Raw genomic sequence first — 19,816 nt, forward strand, 5'->3', positions numbered from 1 at the left:
GCATGCCCTGCCAGGCCTGTCAGCGGCGCGGCATTGTGCGTGTCGGACACCCCAGCCACCCGTGAGCCGCGTCCGCGCCGCCGCAAAAGCAGCGCAGAATGGCCCCGATGCATCCATCCTTCCCTCTGCGCTCCCTGGCAGCCACGCTCGCCATCCTGATCGCCGGCGCCCTGGCATCGCCGCTGCAGGCAGCCCCGCAAAGCCTGGCTGTGGGCTCCAAGCGCTTCACCGAGAGCTACATCCTGGGCGAGGTCATCACCCAGGCCGCGCGCCAGGGCGGCGCCGCTGCCGAGCACCGCCAGGGCCTGGGCAACACCGCCGTGGTGGTCGAGGCGCTCAAGACCGGCGCCATCGACATCTACCCCGAGTACCTGGGCACCGTGGAGCGCGAGATCCTCAAGCTGCCCACGGGCTCGCCCCAGGCCCTCATCGACCAGAAGCTGCGCGACCTGGGCCTGGCCATGGGCGTGCCGCTGGGCTTTGCCAACGGCTATGCGCTGGCCGCCAGCGCCGAGGTGGCGCGCCAGCATGGTCTCACCACCCTGGGCGACCTGCGCAAGACACCTGACCTGCGCATCGCCATCTCGCAGGAATTCTTGGGCCGCGAGGACGGCTGGCCCGGGCTTTCCAGGCGCTACCAGCTGCCGCAGCGCCCCACCTCCATCGACCATGGCCTGTCGTACCAGGCCCTCGCTTCGCAGCGCATCGACCTGACCGACATCTACACCACGGACGCGCGTATCGCCGACCTGGGCCTGGTCACGCTGCAGGACAACGAGAACTACTTCCCGCGCTACGACGCGGTGCTGCTCTACCGTGCCGACCTGCCCACGCGCGCGCCCGCGGCCTGGCAGCAGATCGCAGCGCTCGAAGGCCGCATCGACGTCACGCGCATGATCGCCATGAACGCCCAGGCCGAGCTGCAGGGCCAGGCGTTCCCGGCCATTGCGGCCGGCTTCCTGGCCGGCGCCAAGCCCGCATCGGCTCCCGCCGCCCAGGCCAGCACAGCCGCGCCGCAGGCCCGCCCTTCCCTGTCCAGCGCCATCTTCGGCGGCGATTTCTGGCGCCTCACGCGCGACCACCTGTGGCTGGTGGCCGTGTCCGTGGGCATCGCGGTGCTCATCGGCATACCGCTGGGCACCCTTGCGGCTGCGCGGGCCGTGCTGGGCCAGGGCATCCTGGGCATCGTCGGGCTGCTGCAGACCGTGCCTTCGCTGGCCCTGCTGGCCGCGCTGATACCGCTGCTGGGCCGCATCGGCACCGTGCCGGCCATGGTGGCGCTCAGCCTGTATGCCCTGCTGCCCATCGTGCGCAACACTGCCGTGGGCCTGCAGCAGGTGCCGCAGGGCACGCGCCAGGCTGCCGTGGCCCTGGGCATGACGCCCGCGCAGAGCTGGCGCCTGGTGCTGCTGCCGCTGGCCCTGCCGGTGATCGTGGCCGGCATCAAGACCGCCACGGTGATGACCGTGGGCACGGCCACCATTGCCGCCTTCATCGGCGCAGGCGGCTACGGCGAGCGCATCGCGCAGGGGCTGGCGCTCAACGACGGCACCACCTTGCTGGCAGGGGCGATTCCCTCGGCCGGTCTGGCGGTGCTCCTGCAAGTGGCGTTCGAGCTGGCCGAGCGGCTGCTGCGGCGCCAGGGCGCGGGGTAGGCGCGGTACGCCGCTTCGCCGCCCCTACTGATTGGGCTGCTGGTACAAGGGCCCGAAACTGGGCTTCATCGCCGTACCGTTCTTGCGTGCCAGCACCTCGGGCGCCATGTCCCTGGCAGCGTCATCCAGGGCTTTCATGATCTGCACGGCCTGCACCAGGGTCTTGGGGTCGCCCGTGCGTTCAGCGGTGCGAAAGAGAGCAAAGGCTTCGGGCAAGCCCTTTTGCTTCTCGAGCAGTTCGGCGTGGGCGGTGCGGCTGGCGTCGTAGCCGGTGCTGTCGGCCAGGCCTTCGATGATTTCCGCGACTTCGTTCTTCACCAGGGTCAGCATGATGAACTGCTGTTCGGGGTCGGTTGCTGCGCGGTATTGCGCGAGCAAAGGCTCGAGGGATTCAAGGATGCTGCTGGCCAGCGCTGACTGCGCGGCGGCCTTGCTGGCGTCATACTGTTTTTCCACGGTCTTTGGATTCTCGCCGGGCTGGGGGGCAGGCCGCGATCCGAGGGGCTCCAGGTGGAAGGCCTCCAGCGCATGGTCGAGGATGGGGCCACTCAGGCTTCCCGCGGCCTCGCCGAGCACGTCGGCAATGCCGGACACGTCCTTGGCATTTGCGAGCGCTGTCAGCCGCCGCTCCTCGGTGTGGTGCAAGGCAGCGGTGGATGAGCCGGCGCGCTGGTTTTCCAGCGCGTCGCCCAGAAAGAAGTTGCCCTTGCAGGTAAACAGGAGGTTGTTGAGATTTTTCGCAATGCCCAGGGCACGCTGCCCGGGGTCTTTTCCGGTGGGCACCTGGTCTATCACGGTGGCGAGTTCTTCCAGGGTGTCGTAATTTTCCTGATCGGTCGAAGCGGCGCGCAGCACGGCATGCACGGCGGACTGCATGGTTTCGTACGCCACCACGTGGCGCAGGTCCTGGGCCTGGCCATCGCCGTCCTTGCGCGAGATGGACTTGCCGTTGAGCGGGGTATCCCACTTGGGACGAGCCACCTTGTCGCACAGCGCCTCGGTGACGGGTCTGGCCTTGGAGGGCTCGCCACGGGAGCTGGCCAGGGATGCGTGCATCGCCCAGCGCAGCTCCGCATCCGCGTTCGCACTGCCGAACTCCCCCGACTTGTCCAGGGACGGGCGCTTGCGGCGCGGGCCTTCTGCAATGTCGCTGCCGGGGGTGTTGCTGTAACCGTCGCCCTCGTGGCTGCGCTTCATCCCTCTCTGGGCGGGCAAGCCATCATCGTCGTCCGGCAATTCGGGAAAGTCCTGGGGCAGGTGCATCACCATGCCCACATCCCCGCCCGACCCGCCCAGCCAGGGCTCGGCAAGGTCGCCCCCGGTCTGCGGCCCGGGCATGTTGTGCGGCAGATTGCCCAGCGTGAACAGGCCGGGCATGCCCTGCGGCGGCCCGCCCTGCGGGGGCCCCAGCGGCGCGATGAAGGGATGGTTGCCGATGGACGAGAAGGGGGTGGACATGGGCGATGCTTCCTCGAATGGCGTGGGTTCGTGGGTCCGTAGGCTCAGGCCCGCCAGTCCATGAACTGGCCGGGCAGCGCAGGCGCCTGCACCGCGGCGGCAGTGCCTGCGGTGGCGGCGGCCGCCCCGGTCTGTGGGCCAAGCAGCTGCTGCGTGAGCGGCGCGGCGCGCGCGGCCAGGTTGGTGACGATGTTGGCGAGCACGGTGCGATCCAGCCCGGCCAGGGGCGTGCGGTAGCACAGGTACAGGCTGCCGTCGCCGTTGGGATGGGCGGCCACGGCGGCGCCGTCGCCCGCTGCCAGGAACATGTTGTACTGCAGCGCGGCCATCAGCGCGGCATGGCGCGGGGCCGGGTCGTGCGGCAGCACGCCCAGGCCGGTGCTGAAGACGGCGTGGCGGCCATGCGCAGGCACGTCCACGACCACGCTGGCACCGGCCGCGCCAAGCACGCCCCGGCCATCGGGCGTGAGAGCGAACGCGGCATCGCCGACCAGGGCTCGCAACTCGGCCTCAATGTGTTGTTGCTCCGGCGTCAGGGATGTCATGCGGTTGGGCTCCAGGGTGGCGGATGGTGCGAGTGGCCAGCCCTGCCGGCGCGACCGAGCCGGCAAGCAGGCAGACGGAATTTGTACACCAGAAGGCCGCCAGCCCCTAAGACTGAATGGCAGCCATGGCACACGGGCCCGCACACGGCGCGGGGCGCGATGCCCGGCAAAAAATAGCCACCAGGGCCAGAACCTGCCGGACGCACGCAGCGCATGGCTGCGACTCCACGCGGACGCGCAGGGGCTGCGTGCCTCCCGCCGCCGGGAAAGAACACTGCTGCGCCGGCCCCCTGCTCGCGGGATCCGCCGGCTCGCCGGGCAGCGCGGCAGTGCAAAGCCCCATAGCGCCGTTGTATGGGGAAAACGTGCGGCGCAAAAACTGCCCGGGTATTGTTTTCTTGTTACATAAAATCTCATTTGCTTGCATGGGATCACGATGGCGGTCAGCACCAGCACACATGGCCTGCGACCCCACAGCACCGCTTTGTCCATTGAAGGTAAACGGTTGTTACAGAAGGTGATATACCGAGGTCAGCAGGTATGACCCTGGCGAACCAGCCGAGGGTGCGCAATTGCACAGCGCCTGCAATGCAATTTGCCGGTATTCGAAAGCTTTCTTTCAGGTGGAACGAATCCACAGGAGTTGCGCATGAAAACCGTTCGCCAGCCCAAACCCCCTTGCGATGCGGGCGTTCACGCAGCCCTGCATCCGCCCTCCCGCACCGACCCCACCCGTTCGTGAAACCTGCCACCGTGCCGCCGTGCCACCTTGGCATGCAGCCTGGCCACCTTGAAAAAACCTGAGGGAGAGACACCATGGACAAGATGAAAATCGCCACCCGGCTCACGCTCGCTTTCGCCGCGATGGTGCTGCTGCTGATTGCACTGGGCGCCATCAGCCTCTTGCGGTCGGCCCACCAAAGCGAAAAGCTGCACGACGTGGTCGACACACGCATACCGATCACCAAGTCGCTCGGTGTTCTGGCGGACAGTGTGAATACCCAGGCGATCCAGTTTCGCAACCTGGTCCTTTTCAGTTCAGAGCCTATCGCCAAGTCAGCCGTGGACCAGATCACCGCCGCGCGGGCGAACACGGGCGATCAATACAAGCTGCTGGATGCGCTGATCTCCTCGCCCAAGGGCGAGGAAATACTGGCGCGCATGCTCAAGGCCCGGGCCGAGTTCCTCAAGGCCGGTGATGAATTTCTCGCGCTGGCCCAGAAAGGCCAGAAGGATGAGGCGATCAAGCTGCTCGAAGAAAAGCTGCGCCCCGCCCAGCTCGACTACCAGAAGACGCTGCGCGAACAGGTGGAGTTCCAGGCCCAACTCACCACCGAAGCTGGCAAGGAGGCCGACTCGGCCGCATCGGCCCTGCAGCGCGACGTGATGATTGCCGGTGTGGCAGCCATCGCGGTGGCGATCTTTCTGGCGTTTGCGATCATCCGCTCCATCACCCGCCCCCTGGCCCAGGCCGTGCAGGCCGCCGACCGCGTTGCCGCAGGCGACCTCAGTGGCGACATCGTCGTGCAATCGCAGGACGAGACCGGGCAACTGCTCAGCGCCCTGCAGCGCATGCAGCAAAGCCTGGTGACCACCGTGAGCACCGTGCGCGGCAACGCCGAGAGCGTGGCCTCGGCCAGCGCGCAGATCGCCTCGGGCAACAACGACCTGTCGGCCCGCACCGAGCAGCAGGCCTCGGCACTGGAAGAAACCGCCGCCTCCATGGAAGAACTGGGCTCCACCGTACGCCAGAACGCCGACAACGCACGCCAGGCCAACCAGCTGGCCCTGAACGCCTCCACCGTGGCCGTGCAGGGCGGCGACGTGGTGGCCGAAGTGGTCGAGACCATGAAAGGCATCAACGCCAGCAGCAGCAAGATCGCCGACATCATCAGCGTCATCGACGGCATCGCCTTCCAGACCAACATCCTGGCCCTGAACGCAGCGGTGGAAGCGGCGCGCGCAGGAGAGCAAGGCCGGGGCTTTGCCGTGGTGGCCAGCGAAGTGCGCAGCCTGGCCGGGCGCAGCGCCGAAGCGGCCAAGGAAATCAAGGGCCTGATCACCGCCAGCGTGGAGCGGGTGGAGCAAGGCACGCAACTGGTGGACAAGGCAGGAGCCACCATGACCGAAGTGGTGGCGGCCATCCGGCGGGTGACCGACATCATGGGCGAGATCAGCGCGGCCAGCAGCGAGCAAAGCGCAGGCGTGGGCCAGGTGGGAGAAGCGGTCACGCAGATGGACCAGGCCACGCAGCAGAACGCGGCGCTGGTGGAAGAGATGGCGGCAGCGGCCAGCAGCCTGAACAGCCAGGCGGGCGAGCTGGTCAACGCGGTGGCGGTGTTCCGGCTGGCGGGCGACGGCAGCGGTGCAGGCAACTACCGCGCACCGGCGCCGGCACCGGCGGTGCGCAAGCCAATGGGCATGCCAGCGCCGGCTGCGCGCGCGGCGGTCACGTCCAAGCCTGCCACCAAGGCAGCTTCGGCCAGCCGGCTGGCGGCACCCAAGGGGCCCGCAGCGGCCAGCCCTACAGCCGCAGCACCCAAGGCGCCGGCCAAGGCAGGCGGGGGCGGGGATGAAGATTGGGAAAGCTTCTGAAAGCGCGGCCGGTCCCTTGCGGCCGGCCTGGACGCCGCCGGATCCCACTGCCTGCCCTACAAGAACCCGGACTTCAACCTCGCCATCTGCGCCCAGCCCCATGGACTGGGCGGAGCGCAGCCTGCCGCAGTGCTTTTCCACCGGCCAGCGGGTCGTGGCCGACCACACTGTCAATCTCCGCCACCGCGTCTACCCCGGCGGGCATGCCCTGGGCACCAACGACCACGGCACACCGCACCTGATGTACCGGGGCCCTGCGACCGATGGGCAACTGGTGGACCTGGGAACCTTGGCGGGCTGGGTGCAGGAAGCCAGGAAGTGAGCCAGGCGTGGGTGCTGCCGCCACGACTGGCGCGGCGGCAGGGGGCCGATCTCGGCGCGGGGCCGGTCCTGGCGCGCATCACGGTTGCTGCACAGCCTCTTCGATGGCCACGGCCTGGCCGAGCTTGCCCAGCTTGTCGTCGGTGGCCTTTTCCTCGGCCAGAGAAGCCTGCAGCAGCGGCAGGGCCGGCGTGTAGCCGAGCTTGGTGGCCAGCGCGATCAACGTGGCATAGCTGGCGATCTCGTAGTGCTCCACTTTCTGCGCCGCGCCGATGAGCGCCACGTCGAGCACCGGGCCCTTGTCGATCTCGTCGATCAGGTCCTTGCCCTCCTCCACCAGGCCCTCCATCGCAGCGCACTTGATGCGCTTGAGCTTGAGGTTCAGGATCTCCACGATCTCGTCGATGCGCTCGACCTGACCACGGGTCTCCTCCAGGTGGTCCATGAAGGCCTGGGCCAGCTGCTGGTCGGCGGCGGCGCGCGCCATGCGCGGGAGCGAGCGGGTCATCTGCTTTTCGGCGCTGTAGGTGTCCGACAGTTCGTGAAGGAAAAGATCTTCGACGGTTTTCACGGCCATGGCAATGCTCCTTGGTGGGTTGGTTTGAAAACGCCATGGTGATTGCGGATCCATTGCCGCTTCGTCAGACAACGCCGGATCGCCGCGCACGCATGCGCTGATGCCCGGGAGCCTGTGGGCCCGCAGCCGCCGCGAGGCTGGCAAACAAGCAGGCGCCGGGCGACCTTGCCGGGCCGAGGTGTTTGGCCACCTTGCGCGCAGGCATCCGCCGATGGCCCTATCCTTCGCGCCATGTTGTCGTCTTCATTCAACGCCGGCCACGCGCAGGTCTTCCAGCCCGGGCGGCTCACGCTCGGATTCATGACGCCGTGGGGCCACGCAGCCGGCGCCATGGCCGACCTGCCCGAGGCCCTGCGCCTGGGCACGCTGGCCGACGAACTGGGCTTTGCCGCCCTGTGGGCACGCGATGTACCGCTGATGGTGCCCCAGGGCAGCGACAACACCGCCAGCGCGCTCGACGACCCCTTTCTCTGGCTGGCCGCGCTGGCCGCCGCCACCCACCGCATCGCCATCGGCGCGGCGGCCATCGTGCTGCCGCTGCGGCATCCGCTGCATGTGGCCAAGGCGGCGCTGTCGCTCGACCGCCTGAGCAACGGCCGCTTCATCCTGGGCATGGGCTCGGGCGACCGGCCCGAAGAATTCGCCTCCTTCGGCGAATCCCTGGACACGCGCGGCGAGGCGTTCCGCGCACGCTGGCCACTGGTGCGTGCAGCCTTGTCGCCGGATGCGCAGGAGCGACAGGTGCTGCTCGATGCCACAGGCGGCTATGACCTGATGCTGCCACCCGCAGCACGCATCCCCATGGTCGTCGTGGGCTCGGCCCGGCAATCATTGCAATGGACCGCTGCCAACGCCGATGCCTGGGCCAGCTACCACCGTGAAGAGGCGCGCCAGCAGGGCCGCATCCACCTGTGGCAGCAGGCGCTGGGGCAGAAAGCCGGCGGCGAGCGCAAGCCCTTCATCCAGTCCGTGCAGCTCGACCTTTTGCCCGACCCGGCCGCACCCGCCACGCCCCTGGAACTGGGCCTGCGCACCGGGCGCGATGAACTGATCGCCTACCTCACGCGCATGCAGGCCATGGGCGTGGGGCATGTGCTGTTCAACCTGGCGCAGGGCAACGGCCGCGCGCCGGCCGAGGTGCTGCGCGAGATCGGCGAGCAGGTGCTGCCACGGCTGTAGCGACAAGGCGCCCCGGCGCTACGACCGCGGCAACTCGCGCACCTCCACCGTACCGCCGGCTTCGTACACCGGGTTGCCGGCCAGGAACTGGCGCGCATCGTCCAGGCTGGCCGCGCGCACGCGGATGAAACCGCCGATGTTCCGCGCGGCCGGCTCGCCGGGCTGTCCCTTGCGGCAGCGCTGGCCGGCGCCGATCTCGCTGCCGCCGTCGAACTGTCCGGTGCTGCGCAGCCAGCCGAGGTAGCGGCCCCACTGCTCCGGATCATTGGAGGCGGCGCGGTCGCTCGCGTCTTCGTGCATGAGCAGGATGTATTCGTTCATGGGCGGATGGTGGGCTGGGTCGGATGGAAGGTGGGCGGGCAAGCACGGGTCTGCCCGCGCCCCGGAGTTGTAACACCCCCCGCTGCTTGGCGCGACGATCGGTAGCTTCATGGGCTTGTCCCGAGGCACAACTCCCCTGCGCTGCGCTTGTGATGGTCTACCAGAGAACCGACCCCGGTGACCCCGAGGGCTCGGCCATCGCCGGGCGCATCGTGGACCGCAAGACCGGTGCGCTGGTGGGCGAAGGCAAGCTTTTTGCCACGCGGGGCACCATGATCGCCGCTGCCGCGGCACTGCCCGTGAGCACCAAGCCGCTGGTCGCCTTGGTGGGTGGCTCGCAGCAGCTCTTGCTGGACGGGTTCGCGCTGTGAGCCGCCAGACATTCGAGGCCTCGCGGGCGAGCGGCGCGCACGCCCGGCTGGCGCGCATGGCGGGCCAGTGGGAGGGCCGCTTTCGCCCCTGGTTCGAGCCCGGCACGCCGGCCGAGGATTCGGTGCAGCGCGGCAGCATCCGCGTGCTGCTGGGCGGGCGCATGCTGCTGCACGAGTACACGGGCCACTGCCGCGGCGAGCCCATGAGGGCGTGGCCCTCATCGCCCACCACCTGGACGAGCGCAGGTACGAATCGGCCTGGGCCGAGAGCTTTGGCACCGGCACCTCCATCATCTTCAGCACCGGCGACAGCGGCGACCCGCGCCTGTCGATGCTGGGAAGCTACAGCGAAGGCCCGGGCGGCACCCGCTGGGGCTGGCGCACGGTGATCGAGCAACTGGGCGACGACACGCTGGACCTGCGCATGTACAACATCGCCCTCGATGGCACCGAGGCCCTGGCCGTGGAGGTGAACTACCGCCGCGTGCCGGCTCGCCCCGAGGCGTGACAGCTCGCCCATTCCCCGGGACGCACGCCTTGAAACCCATGCACTATCTTTCTGCGGCCGGCATCCTCGTTACGCTGGGGCTGTACGTGGCCGGACAGCCGGAGGCCGCCGGCGTCGTACTGGTACTCGCCCTGGTGGTCGAGGTGATCGTCTCGGCCGTCACCGGAAAAAAAGGAAACGACTCCGAACACTGAGCCCGGGCAACGCACCGGCGGTCAGTTGATGGCGTGCGCTGTCCAGACGGGGTTGAGCAACCGCTCCAGCCGGGCGTGCGTGGCCTCGATGTTGCGCAGCACCTTGTCGAGAATGAAGTCGTTCATCAGGATCTTGGAGCCGTTGGGCGCCTCGATGGCCTTGCCCTGGGAGATGGGCACCAGCGATTCGCGGAACGCCTTGTCCTTGGCCAGCACGTTGTCGGGCGGCAGCTTGCGCGCGCGCAGCATCTCCAGCCGGCTTTGCAGGGCCTGTTCGTAGCCGGGGTCCACCACGGGCTTGCGCTGCCGGATGCTGGCTTTCTGGCTGAGCACCTGGGCACGCTCGAACTCCAGGGAATTCCTGAGCACCACGGCCAGGCGCGCCATCGATGCCTGCGTATCCGGCTGTCCCACGCCGCTGTCGAACCCGGACCAGAAGTCACGGTGGACCTTCTCCGTCAGCACCGCATCCTCCTGGTACATGGACTGCAGGACAGCCTGGCGCTGCGCATCCAGCTCGGCCGCCAGCACGGCCCGTGGCGCGGCAAGCCCCGCAAGGCACGCCACCAGCAAGGCGGCCTGGGCCAGGTATCCCCGCAGGGATGGGAAATGTCGTCGCGTCATCATCATCAAGGCAAGCCCCTCGGACGGGGTGGGAGGTGGAAGAAATGCGGCCTTGGGGCGCCCCAGGCTGCAGGCGTTGATGGATGGTAACGCCGCTGGCCAGCGGCCTGAGTTGGAGGTTCGTTGAAGAAAGAAATCTGCCGAAATCGCTGCCAGGCCAGGCGCAAAGCACAGCCATGCCGGGTGGCATGGCGAGCATTTGCTGGCGGCGCATGGGGGCAGTCCGTCGGGATATTTATTCACCGAATTTCGAACCCGGGATCCTCTGCGACAACGGCATCTTTGGGTGGCGTCATGATGAAGTCTCCACAAAAACACCATCGTCCGGTATGGACTGTGTCGGCGTGGGCACCTACAAGACAACTGGATGAATGCAGGCCCAATGGGTTCGATGGAACATCCTAACCCCGCATCTAGGTGAACCGGATGACCAAAGCCCCGTTGATCGCCATTCTCGTCGAAGATAGCCGAACCATACGCGATACGCTAGTCCCTGCATTGCGAGAATTGGGGCATACGCAAGTGGTGGCGTGGGCAACCACCTCCAAAGAGGCTGCGAATGCCCTGGCCGCATGGCACGGTCAATGGGAACTCATCATCGTCGATCTCTTTCTCGCCGCAGGCTCGGGGCTTGATGTGCTCAAGCAGGTACAAGCCAGGGAGCCAGGGCAGCATGCGATTGTCTTGAGCAACTACGCTACCGACGAGATGAGGCGCCAATGCACTGAGTTAGGTGCCGACGGCATTTTCGACAAGTCCACGGAGATCGACTTGTTTCTCGATCGCTGCATCTCCATCGGTGAAATGCGCTGAGGCGTGCTTGCTCGGAGACGGCATGAGCAACCGGATGCGGTGTATCGGCCGCTCTTCATAAAGGGAAATGGCAGCGACCGCAAGTGCAGGCAAGAGATCGGTCACCAGTCCGTTGGTCGACCACCCGCACCCCGCTGTTGCTGGCATATGTTGGTACCCGTCTGGGTCAATTGGAGCCGCCCCCCAAACCACTCCAGCCAAGAAAGTTCGACAAGGTCTTCAATTGCCGCCGTGTCGATCTCGTTGGCTCGCCGCTCCCGCAATAGGCCGGCGATGGCTGGAAGCGCAAGGCGGAGCGCATCCCGCCGTTCGAGTGAAAGTGGAGTGCCATTCACAGGGTGTCCCGCTTGGTCCGACAACTTACCTGGTCAAGCCGCGGTCAGCACGAGGCGCCAACGGACGCGCAATGCTGACCGTCAACGCCCTTCCATCGATTGCTTTGCTATTGAGGCCTTCAATTGCACAAGCAGCCTCTTGTGCCGTGTCCATGACAACGAACCCGAAACCTTTTGATCTATCTGTGTCTCGCTCCATGCAAACCTCTGCCGAAACGACATGCCCATATGCAGAGAAGTGCAGCTTGAGGTCTTCACCTCCTGTGCTGTATGCCAGATTGCCAACGTAAAGCTTGTTGTTCATCAGTTCTCTCGGTTGCGCCTGCGGCGGCGCAAAAAGGTCAAGGAAACCAGGGCCTGTTCACAGGCCCCAGTGTCCTGGGTTGGAAGTTCGTTGAAGAAAGAAATCTGCCGAAATCACTGCCAGGCTGGGCGCAACGCGCAGCCATCACAGCCATGCCGGGTGGCATGGCGGGCATTTGCAACGACGCATGGCGGCGATTGTCGGGAGACTTGTTCAACGAATTTCGACCTCGGGACAGACCCTAGCGTTGAGGACGCGCGAATGGCGGTTGGCCGCCACCGTTGCGAGGCTCCAGATGCCTGAATACGACGCGTCCCTTGTTGAGGTCGTAGGGCGACATTTCAATCGTCACCTTGTCGCCTGCCAGGACGCGAATTCGGTGCTTGCGCATCTTTCCTCCCGAATAGCAGATCAGCATGTGGCCGTTGGTCAGGGTCACGCGGAAGCGGGAGTCGGGGAGGACTTCATCCACCTTGCCCTGCATTTCGATCAAGTCTTCTTTGGCCACGTAGCTCCTTCGATGGGATGGGTTCGGACTGTCAAACCAACTCGTTGCGTTGCACAAAAAGCCGGCCCTGCGCCAGGGCATACACGCCGGCCCGTGCGGCGCTGTCAAACAATGGAATGAAGCGAAATACTCTGTCGTGCATCCCGCGACGGATGGACACCGACGCGAGGAACTGGCCGCAGTCAGTGGCTTTGGTAATGGGCGTGACCAGATAGTGGCCTACGTGGTGGATGTTGGGTGATTGCATGGTGGTCGAGAACGCGCGCGGCATCGGACACGCGCTGACGAGCGCCTGTGCCTGGTACCTGGACTAATGGAAAGACCTGAAAAGGTCGGTGACGATCCGGCGAGCTGAAGTACGCGGACCGACGAGGGAGCTCGCCGAAGAAGATGTGCGGCCAGCGGCGACAAGGGTCGGCGGCTGATGCCTGTACGGCAGTTGAAACCGTGCGGTGACAATCAAGGTAGAAGCAACGAGCAGAACCTCTACCAATGCATACAGTGTACGGCATTTAGGCGAACCCTGGGTTACCCAGGGTTCGATCCGTCTTTGGCGGTGTTCATGGAGGCAGCGTCCGACACTGCCGGGGTCCAGGCTTTCCCAGCATGCCCTGACCAGTCCGCGCCCATGACTCCATGGGCTGCCAAGGAGGCTCGATCTCCAGCCGGTCGCAGGCCGGCTTGTGCGGAATGTCGGCAAACGCCTGCGCGGGCGAGCTCATTGCGCAGCGCGCGCACCACCTCCTGGCCCACATGCTCTCGCCCCGGCCTCCTACAGCAGCCCACTGCGCCGCAGCCGATGCTATGCGCTTTGATTTTGGAGACCCCCATGCGCAAGATGATCCTGATGGCGATTGCCGGCTACCTGTGGAAGAAATACAAGGCCCACAACAGCAGCGCCCGCGCCAATGCCCCCGGTGCCACCGACAGCGCGCCTGTTGCAGCCAAGGCAGCGCCAACCGCACGGCCCTGAGCCCCGCCCCCCATCCCCTCACGCCCCGCCGACCCATGGACGCGCAGCACATCGAGCAGGCCATCCTGGCGCTGCTGGCCAAGCGGGCGCCGGGCAAGACCATCTGCCCCTCCGAAGTGGCACGGATGTTGGCGGCCGGCACTGGCCCGGCGCAGTGGCGGCTGCTGATGCCTGCCGTGCGCAACGCCGCCAACCGGCTGTCTGCGGCGGGGCGCTTGCAGGTCACCCAGCGCGGCAGCCCCGTTTGTGCGGCCAGTGCCGTGGGCCCAATACGTCTGGGCCATCCTGGTGTCCTGAGTTGCAAGTCCGTTGAAGAACGAAATCTGCCGAAATCGCTGCCAGGCCAGGCGCAAAGCACGGCCATGCCCGGTGGCATGGCGAGCATTTGCAACGACGCATGGCGGCGATTGCCGGGTGATTGATCCAACGAATTTAGAACTCGAGACGCTCAGGGGATAGCGCCGCTTCGCCCCGCCAAGCGTGGGCGCAAACAGGCGTACCGCCAAGCCTTGCAGCGCATTGCCGTGCAGCGGCCCGTCGCCACAATCCACGCATTTGACCGCCGCGACCAGCGCTGGTGCCGTGTAGGACATGCCCGCCCTCTCCCGACGAAATGGGCTGACTGCCTTTGGCAGGCCACGCATTCAAAATGCACACAAGGCGTTGATGCGTTGCCTTCCAGAGGGTTGCAACATTCATTTCGTGGCATCAAGGCCCCATAAGCCCACGCCCTTGCGGCGGGCCACCGAAAGGACCCATTTGCCAAAAGCTCACAGCCCCTCACCTTCTGCCACACCAGGCATTGCCTCGACCGGTATTGCCGGGCTCGACGACGTGCTGTCTGGAGGCCTGCCCACGCGCCACCTGTTCCTGGTCGAAGGCAGCCCGGGCACGGGCAAGACCACCCTGGCGTTGCAGTTCTTGCTGGAGGGCCGCGCCCAGGGCGAGCGGGGGCTGTACGTGACCTTGTCGGAAACCGCACAGGAGCTGGCCCAGGTCGCCCAGTCGCACGGTTGGTCTCTTGAAGGCATCGAAATCTTCGATCTGCTGAGCGATGAAGGCCTGAGCGAAGAGGCCGAGCAGACCATCCTCCACCCGTCCGAAGTCGAGCTGGGCGAAACCACCCGCGAAGTGATGCGCCTGGTGGACGAACTTCGGCCGGACCGTGTGGCCTTCGACAGCCTGTCGGAACTGCGCCTGCTGGCCCAGAGCCCGCTGCGGTACCGGCGGCAGATACTCGCTCTCAAACGCTTCTTTGCACAGATCGGTTGCACCGTGCTCATGCTTGACGACAAGACATCGGGCGAAGGTGATCAGCAGTTGCACAGCATTGCGCACGGTGTGATTCACCTGAACCAGAACTCCAACACCTACGGCCCCGACAAGCGGCAGCTGCGCGTGGTGAAGCTGCGAGGCATCAAGTTTCGCAGCGGCGACCACGACTTCAACCTCGACCGGGGCGGCCTGGAGGTGTTTCCCCGCCTGTCTGCAGGGGAGCACGGCGGCCGCTTCGACCATGCGCCGGTGTCCACGGGCATGCCGGCGTTCGACGAGATGCTGGGTGGGGGCCTTTCCCCAGGCAGCAACCTGCTGCTCGCCGGCCCTGCCGGCGTGGGCAAGACCACCACCGCCACCAGTTGCGCCGTGGCCGCCATGCGCCGGGGCGAGCGGGTGGCCTTCTACCTGTTCGACGAGGGCCTGCATTCGCTGCGCCAGCGCTCGCGTTGCCTGGGGCTCGATATCGACCCGTTCATCGCCAGTGGCCAGTTGCTGATCCGATCGTTCGACCCGGCTGAGGTCTCACCCGGCCAGTTCGCGCAGGCAGTGCGCGATGCAGTGGAAACCGACCGGGTGGGCATGGTGGTGCTGGACAGCCTGAACTCCTACATGCAGGCCATGCCGGGCGGCCAGTACCTGCTGCTGCAGATGCACGAGTTGCTGGCCTACCTGAACCTCAAGGGCGCGGTCACGCTCATCATCCTGTCGCTGCACGGCACCGTGGGAGAGATGAAGAGCGATATCGATCTGAGCTACCTGAGCGATGCCATGGTGCAGTACCGCTTCTTCGAAGCGCGTGGCGAGGTGCTCAAGGCCATCTCGGTCATCAAGAGCCGTACCATGGAGCACCAGACCTCCATTCGCGAGTTCCGCCTGGGCGCCCGCGGCATCGAGATCGGCAAGCCCCTGTCGGACTTCCACGGCATACTCGTGGGAGCCGCCCGGTACACCGGCCACCAGCCCCTGCTGGGCGATGGCGACACTGACCAACCGGGTTCTTGAGGGTGCCGTCAATGGAGAGCCGAGTTCTCATTCTGGCACCTTACGGGCGCGATGCAAAAGTCATCGAATCGGTGGTGTGCGGCGATGGCGTGCGCTGTGTGCTGTGCCCTGACGCACCCGCCTTGCTGGCCGAGCTGGAGGTGGCAGCGGCTGCCGCCATCCTCACCGAAGAAGTGCTGGCCGGGGGCCTGGGCGACCAGTTGCGCGACTACCTGGCCCGGCAACCCGCGTGGTCCGATTTTCCATTCGTGGTGCTGGCCACGCGCCAGGCCAGCCGGCGCTCGCAGCGGGCAAGGGCCTCGCTGCAGGAGCTGGGCAACTTGGTGATCCTGGAGCGCCCCGTCAACCCCGAGACCCTGGTGAGCGCGGTGCGCTCCGCAATGCGCGCGCGCAAGCGCCAATACACCACGCGGCAGCACCTGTCGGACATAGAGGCGGCCAAGCAAACCGTGGAGCGGCTCAACGCCGAGCTGGAAACCCGGATCGCCGCCCGCACCAACGACCTGGCCAGCGCCAACGACCGGCTCATGCGCGAGATCGCAGACCGCGAGCGCATCCAGTCCAAGGTGGTGCAGGGCCAGAAGCTGGAGGCCATCGGCCGGCTGACCGGTGGCATCGCGCACGACTTCAACAACCTGTTGCACGCCGTCAACCTGAACCTGCAGTTCATCATCCGGCTGGCCACGGAAAAGCGCCTGTCCGACTACGCGCGCCGGGCCAAGGCCTCGGTGGACCGCGGCGCCCGGCTGACCGCACAGCTTCTGTCCTTTGCGCGCGCCCAAAGCCTGCTGCCCCGGCTGCACGATGTGAACGCCATGGTGCTGAACCTGCAGGAGCTGATCGAGGTGTCGGTCGGAGCCAAGGTGCAGGTGCAGCTGGACCTGTGCGAGGACCCCACCTGGGCGCGGCTCGATGGGGCGCAGCTCGAAATGGCCCTGCTCAACATGGCCGTCAACTCGCGCGATGCCATGCCCGAAGGCGGCAAGCTGACCATCCGCACCCGCCTGGAGGAGACAGCCCGCGGCGGTCAGGTGGTGCAGATCAGCGTGCAGGACACGGGCTGCGGCATCCCCGAGGCACTGCAGGCCAAGGTGTTCGATCCCTTCTTCACCACCAAGCCCGATGGCGAAGGCACGGGGCTGGGGCTCAGCCAGGTCTATGGCTTCGCCCACCAGTCGGGCGGCAACGTGGAGATCCACAGCGCCGAGGGCCAGGGCACCACAGTGACCCTGCGCTTCGCACAAGCCCGGCATGTGCACGAAGGCGACGGAATCGACACGCAGGCCAGCCCGCCCGGCAGCTCCACCCCCGCAGCCCGCACCGAGGTGCTGGTGGTGGAAGACGACGATGCCGTGCGCCAGGGCATCGCCGAAGGGCTGCGGCTGCTCAGCTACAGCGTGCGCGAGGCCAGCGATGGAGAGAGCGGCCTGCGCGAACTGCGCCGCCGCATGCCCGACCTGCTGATGGCAGACTACCTCATGCCCGGCATGAACGGCGCCGAGTTCGTCGCCGCAGCTCGCCAGCTGTATCCCCAGATTCCCGTGCTCATGGCCACGGGCTATGCCGACATGGCCGAGGTGGAGCGCCTGGTGGGCGTGCAATCAGTGCTCAGGAAGCCCTTCGACCTGGAAACCCTGAGCACCGCCGTGGACGCCGAGCTGGCGCGTGCGCGGGGCTGACTGGGATTGGCCCGGCAGGCGGGTGGTGCTTCGAGGCGCACGCCATGCGCCCCGGTGCGCCGAGGCCTGCGCCATGCTTGCCAACGACCGTTGTGCCGTGCGTGCGACGCAATGGGGAGCCGTGCCGCCAGCGGCACTGCCGGGCATCCACGCACAGCCGATTCATCCGCTTCGGTGGGCTGGGGCCGCAAACTTGCCAATGGCGGCATGCAGCATCTGCGGCGTGCAGGGCTTGGGCAGCACGTCAAACCCCAGCTGCGAGATGCGGGCCAGTTGCTCTGCATAGCCCGTCATCAGCAGCACCCGCTGCGCAGGCCATTTTTCACGGATGAGCCGTGCCAGGCCCTCGCCGTTGAGCGTGCCGGGCATCATCACGTCCGACAGCACCAGATCGGGCTGCTGGCCTTCCTCCATCAGGCGGGCGGCCTTGTCGGCGCGATCCACCCGGGTGACATTGCAGCCCAGCGACTGCAACAGCGGCACCAGGGATTCGGCCACCTCGTCGTTGTCTTCCACCAACAGCAGGCGCATGCCCAGAGGCTTGAGCGGGGCGTCTGGGGCAGGCTCGTTCGCAGTGGCCTGGGCAGCGGTGCTGGGCAGGTACAGGCTGACCTGCGTGCCCTTGCCGACATCGCTGGAGATCTCTGCATACCCCCCCACTCCCTGGCAGAAACCATACACCTGGCTGAGGCCCAGGCCCGTACCCTCGCCCACGGGCTTGGTGGTGAAAAAAGGTTCAAAGACCTTGTCCAGATCGGCCTGCGCAATGCCACTGCCTGTGTCGGACACTTCGATCACCACCATCCTGGTGTCTTCCCGCTGCGGCCCCAGGGGCCGTGGCCCGGCATTGCGAACATGGATGGACAGCGCGCCGCCTGTGGGCATCGCGTCGCGCGCATTGATGCTCAGGTTGAGCAGCGCCAACTCCAGCTCGCTCATGTCCAGGAATACGGGCGCGGTGTCGGGCTGAACCTGCACATCCAGGCGCACACGGCTGCCCAGGACTGGAGCGATGAGATCACGGATGGCCGGGAGCTTGTCCTGCAGCCGCACGTACTCGGCCACCAGGGGCTGGCGCCGTGAGAAGGCGAGCAACTGGCGCGTGAGATTGGTGGCCGACTTGACAGCCCGGGCGCTGGACTCGATCTGCTGGAGGCCCGCCTGCGACACCGAGCGCTTGAGCAGGTGCAGGTTGTTGCTGATCACCATCAGGGCGTTGTTGAAGTCGTGCGCCACGCCACCGGTCAGCCGGCCCAGCGCCTCCAGCTTCTGTGCCTGGCGCAGCGCCTCCTCTGCCCGCTGGCGGCTTTCGGTTTCCCTCTCCAGGTCTTGCAAGGTGCTGTGTGCAGCGCGGGCGCTTCGCAGCGCCGCCCTGGCCGTGACAACCAGGGCGGCCACCGGCAGCGCCCCCATTGCGAACAGCAGCGCCAGCTGCTGTAACAACTCGCGCAGCGGCACGTTCAGGCGCATCGCGGTGGCCACGTACAAGGGATAGCCGCCAACCTTGCGGTAGGCGATGATGCGCTCCTGCTGGTCAATCGACGAGATGCCTTGAAGGCGCGCAAAGTCCTCGCCAGCCCGCACGCGCTGCATCACCGGCGCGTCGGGCTGCAGCTTGCCCGAGGGGGTGGCGCCCTGGGCCCACCGGGTGTACACCTCGCCATCCCCCCGGAACAGCGTGACCGCCAGGTTGGGCTCGTCGGCCACCAGGTCGCCATAGAATTCGTGGAAGTAGGACGTGAGCAAGGCCACGTTGATGACCCCGCCAAACTGGCCCGCGTCGTCCTCGAAGGGGACACTCACGTTCAACACCCGTTCGTTGGATGTTCGGGTCACGAGCGGCCTGGACAAATGGGGCCCCGTTCGCCCCTTCAGGTGGTGCTGAAAATACTCGCCGTCCGACAGATCGACCCGCGGGAAGGGGAACAGGCGGCTGCTGGCAATCGGCCGACCCTGGGCATCCAGGATGAGGATGGACTGGATCTGGGGCTGGTCCACACTGCGCTTGCGCAGCTCTTCATGCAGGAATGCCTCGATGCTGCGCAGGGCCTGAGGGTTCTTGCCGTTCACCAGGGAGAACGCCTTTTCCGCGACCGCTTCGGACGTGGCCATGACCTTGGAAGCATGCTCATGCGCCACGCGCAGGGAGCGCGACACGCGGGCATCGGTTTCATCCGTGGCACGCAGGAACCCGACGACCCCGAAGATGGCGTAGATCGCCAGGGGCACCGCCACGCTCAGGAAAGCCATCAGACGAAGCCAGCGTACCGATTCTGCGGCCTCCCTTGAACCAGGGCCGCCCGCTCCTTTTCTCATCCACATGGTTTCTTCCTAGCGAGCGATCCAATGAGAGTCACCACCAGTGGATGCTCCCGGCACCAGCAGACAGCCGCCATGCCAACAGGCCAGCGGCCGGCCCCATGCTCGCACAGGGCGCAGCACCATTTCATAACCAATCGGTATTGATAATAACCGCAAAGTCTCACCACCAGGAGAATGCTCCAGCGCAGCCAGACGGCCAGGCCAGCGCCAGCCAGCTCAGGCCCGCAGCCTTGGCAATGCATTGGCACGCCCAG

Annotated in this window: 21 protein-coding genes and 1 pseudogene; 13 read left to right on the plus strand and 9 right to left on the minus strand. The window is 66.5% G+C overall.

Annotation, left to right across the window (positions count from 1 at the left end; all coding sequences use genetic code 11):
* The first annotated feature begins 107 nt into the window (after positions 1-107).
* The gene (locus tag AC07X5_RS26595) at positions 108-1,655 is read left to right on the plus strand and encodes a glycine betaine ABC transporter substrate-binding protein (RefSeq protein ID WP_494772577.1); all 1,548 of its coding nucleotides are present in this window, start codon (positions 108-110) and stop codon (positions 1,653-1,655) included.
* 24 nt (positions 1,656-1,679) lie between these two features.
* Here AC07X5_RS26595 and AC07X5_RS26600 read toward each other — a convergent pair whose 3' ends face one another.
* Positions 1,680-3,113 carry a hypothetical protein gene (locus tag AC07X5_RS26600; protein ID WP_494772578.1) on the minus strand — a complete coding sequence of 478 codons (1,434 nt, stop codon included), beginning with the start codon at positions 3,111-3,113 and terminating at the stop codon, positions 1,680-1,682.
* A gap of 44 nt (positions 3,114-3,157) precedes the next feature.
* Positions 3,158-3,658, minus strand: a complete 501-nt coding sequence (locus AC07X5_RS26605; protein WP_494772579.1) for a type III secretion system chaperone — start codon at positions 3,656-3,658, stop codon at positions 3,158-3,160.
* 816 nt (positions 3,659-4,474) lie between these two features.
* Between AC07X5_RS26605 and AC07X5_RS26610 the strand changes: the two genes are divergently transcribed.
* Positions 4,475-6,253, plus strand: a complete 1,779-nt coding sequence (locus AC07X5_RS26610) for a methyl-accepting chemotaxis protein (RefSeq protein WP_494772580.1) — start codon at positions 4,475-4,477, stop codon at positions 6,251-6,253.
* A gap of 100 nt (positions 6,254-6,353) precedes the next feature.
* Positions 6,354-6,575, plus strand: a complete 222-nt coding sequence (locus tag AC07X5_RS26615; protein WP_494772581.1) for a hypothetical protein — start codon at positions 6,354-6,356, stop codon at positions 6,573-6,575.
* Positions 6,576-6,653: 78 nt separating this feature from the next.
* Here the strand turns inward: AC07X5_RS26615 and AC07X5_RS26620 are convergent, their stop codons facing one another.
* Positions 6,654-7,151, minus strand: coding sequence for a YciE/YciF ferroxidase family protein (locus AC07X5_RS26620; protein WP_409955044.1), 498 nt, complete (start codon positions 7,149-7,151; stop codon positions 6,654-6,656).
* 231 nt (positions 7,152-7,382) lie between these two features.
* On the opposite strand from AC07X5_RS26620, the gene AC07X5_RS26625 reads away from it, so the two are divergent.
* On the plus strand, positions 7,383-8,330 hold the full coding sequence (locus tag AC07X5_RS26625) for a TIGR03571 family LLM class oxidoreductase (protein WP_494772582.1): 948 nt from the start codon (positions 7,383-7,385) through the stop codon (positions 8,328-8,330).
* An 18-nt stretch (positions 8,331-8,348) separates the two neighbouring features.
* Here the strand turns inward: AC07X5_RS26625 and AC07X5_RS26630 are convergent, their stop codons facing one another.
* Positions 8,349-8,651, minus strand: a complete 303-nt coding sequence (locus AC07X5_RS26630; protein WP_494772583.1) for a YciI family protein — start codon at positions 8,649-8,651, stop codon at positions 8,349-8,351.
* 152 nt (positions 8,652-8,803) lie between these two features.
* Between AC07X5_RS26630 and AC07X5_RS26635 the strand changes: the two genes are divergently transcribed.
* The 3 genes and pseudogenes from AC07X5_RS26635 to AC07X5_RS26645 all read left to right on the plus strand — a co-directional run bounded on the left by AC07X5_RS26635 (position 8,804) and on the right by AC07X5_RS26645 (position 9,724).
* Positions 8,804-9,022 (plus strand): hypothetical protein, encoded by a 219-nt coding sequence (locus tag AC07X5_RS26635; RefSeq protein ID WP_494772584.1) that lies wholly within the window; start codon positions 8,804-8,806, stop codon positions 9,020-9,022.
* 56 nt (positions 9,023-9,078) lie between these two features.
* A pseudogene (locus tag AC07X5_RS26640) lies at positions 9,079-9,530 on the plus strand (DUF1579 family protein).
* Between the two features lie 38 nt (positions 9,531-9,568).
* A complete protein-coding gene (locus AC07X5_RS26645; protein ID WP_494772585.1) occupies positions 9,569-9,724 on the plus strand; it encodes a hypothetical protein in 156 nt (51 codons plus the stop codon).
* Between the two features lie 21 nt (positions 9,725-9,745).
* On the opposite strand, the gene AC07X5_RS26650 is transcribed toward AC07X5_RS26645, so the two are convergent.
* On the minus strand, positions 9,746-10,348 hold the full coding sequence (locus tag AC07X5_RS26650) for a hypothetical protein (protein ID WP_494772586.1): 603 nt from the start codon (positions 10,346-10,348) through the stop codon (positions 9,746-9,748).
* An 83-nt stretch (positions 10,349-10,431) separates the two neighbouring features.
* Here AC07X5_RS26650 and AC07X5_RS26655 point away from each other — a divergent pair, with 83 nt between their 5' ends.
* Complete coding sequence (locus tag AC07X5_RS26655; protein ID WP_494772587.1) at positions 10,432-10,719, plus strand: hypothetical protein; 288 nt, start codon at positions 10,432-10,434, stop codon at positions 10,717-10,719.
* A gap of 55 nt (positions 10,720-10,774) precedes the next feature.
* Entirely contained in the window at positions 10,775-11,161 is a 387-nt protein-coding gene (locus AC07X5_RS26660; RefSeq protein WP_409955032.1) for a response regulator, read from the plus strand.
* Positions 11,162-11,521: 360 nt separating this feature from the next.
* Here the strand turns inward: AC07X5_RS26660 and AC07X5_RS26665 are convergent, their stop codons facing one another.
* From AC07X5_RS26665 to AC07X5_RS26675, 3 genes are all read right to left on the minus strand, one after another.
* Positions 11,522-11,800 (minus strand): RNA recognition motif domain-containing protein, encoded by a 279-nt coding sequence (locus AC07X5_RS26665; RefSeq protein WP_409955030.1) that lies wholly within the window; start codon positions 11,798-11,800, stop codon positions 11,522-11,524.
* A 241-nt stretch (positions 11,801-12,041) separates the two neighbouring features.
* Positions 12,042-12,308, minus strand: a complete 267-nt coding sequence (infA, locus tag AC07X5_RS26670) for a translation initiation factor IF-1 (RefSeq protein ID WP_409955029.1) — start codon at positions 12,306-12,308, stop codon at positions 12,042-12,044.
* Between the two features lie 31 nt (positions 12,309-12,339).
* On the minus strand, positions 12,340-12,555 hold the full coding sequence (locus AC07X5_RS26675) for a hypothetical protein (protein ID WP_409955027.1): 216 nt from the start codon (positions 12,553-12,555) through the stop codon (positions 12,340-12,342).
* Between the two features lie 582 nt (positions 12,556-13,137).
* Between AC07X5_RS26675 and AC07X5_RS26680 the strand changes: the two genes are divergently transcribed.
* The 4 genes from AC07X5_RS26680 to AC07X5_RS26695 all read left to right on the plus strand — a co-directional run bounded on the left by AC07X5_RS26680 (position 13,138) and on the right by AC07X5_RS26695 (position 17,240).
* Entirely contained in the window at positions 13,138-13,281 is a 144-nt protein-coding gene (locus AC07X5_RS26680) for a hypothetical protein (RefSeq protein WP_409955026.1), read from the plus strand.
* A 35-nt stretch (positions 13,282-13,316) separates the two neighbouring features.
* Complete coding sequence (locus AC07X5_RS26685) at positions 13,317-13,703, plus strand: DUF3253 domain-containing protein (RefSeq protein WP_409955024.1); 387 nt, start codon at positions 13,317-13,319, stop codon at positions 13,701-13,703.
* Between the two features lie 337 nt (positions 13,704-14,040).
* Positions 14,041-15,561 (plus strand): ATPase domain-containing protein, encoded by a 1,521-nt coding sequence (locus AC07X5_RS26690; RefSeq protein ID WP_409955023.1) that lies wholly within the window; start codon positions 14,041-14,043, stop codon positions 15,559-15,561.
* An 11-nt stretch (positions 15,562-15,572) separates the two neighbouring features.
* On the plus strand, positions 15,573-17,240 hold the full coding sequence (locus AC07X5_RS26695; RefSeq protein ID WP_494772588.1) for a response regulator: 1,668 nt from the start codon (positions 15,573-15,575) through the stop codon (positions 17,238-17,240).
* A gap of 162 nt (positions 17,241-17,402) precedes the next feature.
* Here the strand turns inward: AC07X5_RS26695 and AC07X5_RS26700 are convergent, their stop codons facing one another.
* Entirely contained in the window at positions 17,403-19,490 is a 2,088-nt protein-coding gene (locus AC07X5_RS26700; RefSeq protein WP_494772589.1) for a hybrid sensor histidine kinase/response regulator family protein, read from the minus strand.
* Positions 19,491-19,816 lie beyond the last annotated feature (326 nt).

It is taken from the genome of Acidovorax sp. GW458-11-26-14-TSB4 (genome assembly GCF_059423865.1).